This is a genomic window from Deinococcus cellulosilyticus NBRC 106333 = KACC 11606, assembly GCF_007990775.1.
GTDB lineage: Bacteria > Deinococcota > Deinococci > Deinococcales > Deinococcaceae > Deinococcus_C > Deinococcus_C cellulosilyticus.
In genome coordinates this window covers 1-4,545 of record NZ_BJXB01000068.1, presented here as the reverse complement: position 1 = coordinate 4,545, position 4,545 = coordinate 1, and the positions used below count along the sequence as shown (strand labels likewise).

Annotated in this window: 4 protein-coding genes; 3 read left to right on the top strand and 1 reads right to left on the bottom strand. The window is 49.6% G+C overall.

All coding sequences use genetic code 11. The annotated features are described in order from the left end of the window. Nucleotides 1–465: 465 nt before the first annotated feature. Both DC3_RS28600 and DC3_RS28595 read left to right on the top strand, forming a co-directional pair. Nucleotides 466–2,082 carry a hypothetical protein gene (locus tag DC3_RS28600; RefSeq protein ID WP_146892186.1) on the top strand — a complete coding sequence of 539 codons (1,617 nt, stop codon included), beginning with the start codon at nucleotides 466–468 and terminating at the stop codon, nucleotides 2,080–2,082. Between the two features lie 179 nt (nucleotides 2,083–2,261). Beyond that, nucleotides 2,262–2,534 carry a hypothetical protein gene (locus DC3_RS28595; RefSeq protein ID WP_246130846.1) on the top strand — a complete coding sequence of 91 codons (273 nt, stop codon included), beginning with the start codon at nucleotides 2,262–2,264 and terminating at the stop codon, nucleotides 2,532–2,534. Nucleotides 2,535–2,638: 104 nt separating this feature from the next. On the opposite strand, the gene DC3_RS29485 is transcribed toward DC3_RS28595, so the two are convergent. Beyond that, nucleotides 2,639–2,791, bottom strand: a complete 153-nt coding sequence (locus tag DC3_RS29485; protein WP_186816338.1) for a hypothetical protein — start codon at nucleotides 2,789–2,791, stop codon at nucleotides 2,639–2,641. A gap of 28 nt (nucleotides 2,792–2,819) precedes the next feature. Here DC3_RS29485 and DC3_RS28590 point away from each other — a divergent pair, with 28 nt between their 5' ends. After that, a complete protein-coding gene (locus tag DC3_RS28590; RefSeq protein ID WP_146892183.1) occupies nucleotides 2,820–4,481 on the top strand; it encodes a hypothetical protein in 1,662 nt (553 codons plus the stop codon). Nucleotides 4,482–4,545: the final 64 nt, after the last annotated feature.

Genomic DNA, 4,545 nt, shown 5'->3' with positions numbered 1-4,545 from the left:
TGGTAAAGATAGCAGACCTCCACTTATAAATCGCTTATACGCACAGCAGAGCTGGATGACCCCAGGGACGGCATCGCCAGGGTCAAGGTGGACGCCAGACGCAGGTCGGTGTCCACCTTGGGTGGGCGTGAGCCCTCGCCAGGAACCCCAAAGGGTTCGACCCCCGCAAGGCCCTGGGTCCAGCCCGTGACCTTATGGGTCAACTCGTGGAGCACAGGATGGGTGTGATCGGCTTTGTCGGTCAAGCTTGGAATCAGAGATCTGTTCTGCAAAGACCCCGCAATGGCGAGGTCTTTTGAATGAAATCTGAAAGATTCTCAATTGATCGCTTACAAAATCAGGGCTATACTGAGCATCCTGTTTGACTTTCCATCTTGCTTTGCAATGTTTTGAAATCCGCATGATCTCCCGGTGGAAAAAATCGATCTCATCAAATCTTTTGGGAGGGTCAGGGTTTTGGACGAGATGGAACAACTGAGAGAGATGGCTTTCAAAAAGGCCAGATTTGATCCTGAAAGTGACCTCCAGATCTGCGAATTTCTGGGAGAATTCGAAAAAGGCCTAGCTGTTTATGAATCGCTCATGGCTCCAGGCGCTGCAGATGATCGCTGGGCAGGCCTGTGCCACCTTGCCCATGGGAACCGTGAAAGGGCACTGGAGTGCCTTTTCAGATCGGTGGAACGCGGCTGTCATGCAGCAAAGATTGATCTGGCCAGGGTCCTTTTCATCTGTGATCGGGTGGAAGAGTGCCAGAAGGAACTTCAGGAAATCGAACCGCAGGGACTTTCAAGGTTCAATCAGGCCATGTATTTCAGGGTGACCGCCATCCACCGTTCTGCTTTTGATCTTGTTGAAGCAGCAAAACTCAGTGAAAGGTCCTGGAGGGTGATCCAGTCGGCAGATGAATTTGTGTTTGCGGCCCCCAGAATCCTGCACACCCTGGCGTACATCTATCAGACTGCAAAAAAGCCTGAGAAGACCGATCTGTACCTCAGCCGGGCCGAAGAGATCTGTGTGACCCGATTCAAGTGGCACATCAAATTGACCCGACTGGACCTGCTGTTTGATCTGAACCGTTTTGATGAGGCCAGGGAACTCTGTGCAGAACTGATCGACTGTCCATATCCCCTGATCAAATCCAGTGGCATGACGGTCATGGGTTGCATCGAACTGTCTTTGTGGAACCCTGAAAAGGCCAGAGGGTGGTTTGAAATGGCCTGGGAATATGCTGGCAGGCACAACATGTATGACAACCATTTTATTTCGCTGTCGTATCTGGTGATGGTTTACCACGCCCAGGGACATGCCAGCAAAGTCCAACTGGCCCTCAGGGAAATGCAGAAGTATGCAGACAATGCCAATTTCAACCAGAAATTTCTCCTCAGAAAAACCTGGGTCAAGGGCTCTTATCAGCAAGAAGATGTTGTGCTCTTGAGAGAGGTTGAGGCATTCTGGCTCAGGGCCGGGAACCCCTCAGAGGTCTTGCGAACCCGAATTTACAGGCTGAGCATGTCCATGAAACTGGGCTTGTGGGATGAAGATGTGCTGAAGGAACTGGATCAAATCGTGGAGCACATGATCGCTGAGGGTCTGACCCATGAGTTTTCAGAGGAATGGTTGTTTGTGCCTGAACTGTTCGAGATGATCAACCGACGCCATGGCAATTTGCTGTCCGTTCCTGCAGGGCCGCACATCAAAATCCTCTCCATTGATCGAGAGGCACTGGAGATCCATGGGGCCATGATCAAATTGCCTTTCAAAAAATCTTTTGAACTGATTGTTTACCTCTGCATCAAGAAAGAGGCAAGCCTGGATGGTATTGCTGTGGATGTCTTTGGGGACATGCCCAGAGACCGGGCCAGAAACTATTTCCATCAGATCCGGCATGTGATCAACCACAAAATCAAAAGCATCACCATCACTTATGACCGGTCCACACGCATGTACGCGTTGAAGTCAGAGCATCGGCTCAGCCTGGATGTCGCGCCCCATCTGGAAGGTCAAAAAAGACTCGAAGGAATTTTTCTTCCTTCGAGCGACAGCGACTGGGTGATTGAACTCAATCAGCGACTGGGTGAATAGAAATTCTGGTGTGCTGTCTCTGTGAGAGCGTTTCTGGTGGCTTCAGGGAGTGTGCCTGACCGTGCACCGTGTGAATCGATACGTGTACATGCGTGTTAAAAGCATACATGTGAGTGGGCACGCTCGTTCACTCGCACAGCACAGGTTCAAGATAGCAAACCGCCGCTTATAAAACGCTTATGGGCACGGCAAAGCTGTATGACCCCAGGACCCGTTTTGATTACACTGGAGGCATGCAATCCTGGAAAGCACTGGAAGCCAGCGTGCCCTTTGATCAACTCCCTGAGCTCTACGAGAAATTTTTACGCTGGAGAGGACTGAACCCGGAAGGGATGAACCTTCGTCGAATCCAGCAACGTGTTTATGGTGAACTGAACCAGATGGTGCAGGAAGGCAAAGCCACCAGAGAAGGTGAAGATCACCTGCTTCTGGTGGCTTTTGATCCAGATTGAAGTTCCCTCACAGCTGGTTTTCAGACCCATGGTTTGCTCTTGAAAACACAGTCGACAGAACTGCAGGGCATCTGCTGAGAAATGCAGTGATTTTGATGTAGGATTCAGCGACAACCGTTGGTTGTGATGACTACAGTGGAAATGCCCACATTTTGGCCACCCGGCTTCGAGCAACTGGTGTTGGCATGGCTTTCAGACGGCACAGAAACAGCAAGCATGACAAGGAGAACGAGTGATTTCTTCATGATTTTTTTCATGTTGGATTGACCTCCAGGAGAAGTATAAATGATCGAGTTGCCATCCACAATCCAGATGCTGAAAGAACGCTGGCTTGAAGCCAGAATGTCTGTCCCCGCAGATTCAGAATTGCAAATCTGCTATTTGATTTCTGAGTATGAGCTGGGAGTGAGTCTCTATCAACATCTGGAACACATCTCTCCTGAAGACACCAGGTGGGTTGCAAATTGTTACTCCATGCTGGGGCAACGTGAAAAAGCCCGTGAATACCTGATGAAGGCCATGGCCCAGGGCAATTTGGGTGCAGCAGTAGATTTTGCGATGGTTTCAGTGTTGATGGGATTCACCGCTGAAGCTGAAAAGGTGTTGGATGACATCAAACCGATGCAGCTCAATCAGAATGATCTGGCCCTCTATTACCGATGCCAGGGCTTCCTTCAGATGGTACAGGGGGACCAGCATGCTGCCTTGAAGTTGGCCCAGATGGCGTGGAAAACTTTGCAATCTGCAGCTCATTTCAAAATTCACGCCCCTCGTATTTTGCTGTTGCTGGCCTCCATTTACAAAAACATTCGTCAAAATGACATGTGTCTGTACTATGCCCGCCGTGCAGAAGAGATCTGTTCCAACGATGAAGTCTGGAACATCAAAATGCTGATTGCCATCAGCCTGTACGAAGATGGTGAATTTCAGGAAGTACGCCCATACTTGCAAGCCATTCATGATGAAACCACAACAGAGGTTTTCAGGCTCAGCAGCCAGATGTATCTGGCGTACCTTGATGTGCTGGAAGGTCGTCTCGAAGATGGGAAAAACAAGCTTTTGGTGATTGCTGAAACCTCTGAAAAAAAATTGCTGCGCAGCATTGAAGTTCCAGTTCGCGCTTATTTGGTGACCCTGCTGGTTCACATGGATGAAAGGCTCAAAGCTGTGGAGTCCCTGTACCGCACAGAGAAGCTGGCCACCACAGCGATGTTTCAGCTCATTTTTCAATTGCACAAGATTCACATGGAGGCCCATCTGGGTGATCTGGAGCCACAGCAGGCCATTCAACAGGTGCAGCACCTGATGGAGGAGTGGCACAAGTCCGGAGATCTGCTGGAATACGTTCGCAGCAGACTTTACTACTGCGAACTGTTGCTGATGTTCAATGATGCACGCAAAGGGTCAGAAATTGAATTGCTGGTGCAGGACATGGTCAAACAAGATTGCAAATTTTATGGTGCAGAGGATGTGGTCATTCTGCCACACCTCAAAAGACACCTGACCGAGCACTATGGAGACCTGTTTGATCATCTCAGAAAGGCTCCAAAACACCTGCTGTATCTGGACACCATTGATCGAGAACAATTGAGGTCTGGTGAAGACATCTTGCCTGTGCCTCTGCGCAAAACCATTGAAGTGATCACCTTCTTGCACCATCGCAAACAATGCACCTTGAGGGAAGTTGTTCTGGAGGTTTTCGGTGAGGTGCCTCCAGAGAAAGCCAAGAATTATTTCCACCAGATCCGACACGTGCTTTCCAGCAAGAACCATCTGGTGACCATTGAATTTGATCGCACATCGCGGAGGTACTCACTGAGAACAGAGTTTCCTCTTGTGTGGGACTTGCAGGCGTGTCTGGATGGTCAGAAAAAACTGGAGGGCATTTTTCTTCCCTCCAGTGGAAGCGACTGGGTGATCGAACTCAACCAGCGGCTCAGCGAATAAACCATGTCCTGTCAAACCATACATAAAGTTGAATTGATAAAAGGTGTGCTGTGTCTGTGACGAG

Coding starts and splice junctions, on each gene's coding strand:
- DC3_RS28600 (WP_146892186.1), top strand. CDS start 466: ATGGAACAACTGAGAGAGATGGCTTTCAAAAAGGCCAGATTTGATCCT.
- DC3_RS28595 (WP_246130846.1), top strand. CDS start 2,262: ATGGGCACGGCAAAGCTGTATGACCCCAGGACCCGTTTTGATTACACT.
- DC3_RS29485 (WP_186816338.1), bottom strand. CDS start 2,791: ATGAAAAAAATCATGAAGAAATCACTCGTTCTCCTTGTCATGCTTGCT.
- DC3_RS28590 (WP_146892183.1), top strand. CDS start 2,820: ATGATCGAGTTGCCATCCACAATCCAGATGCTGAAAGAACGCTGGCTT.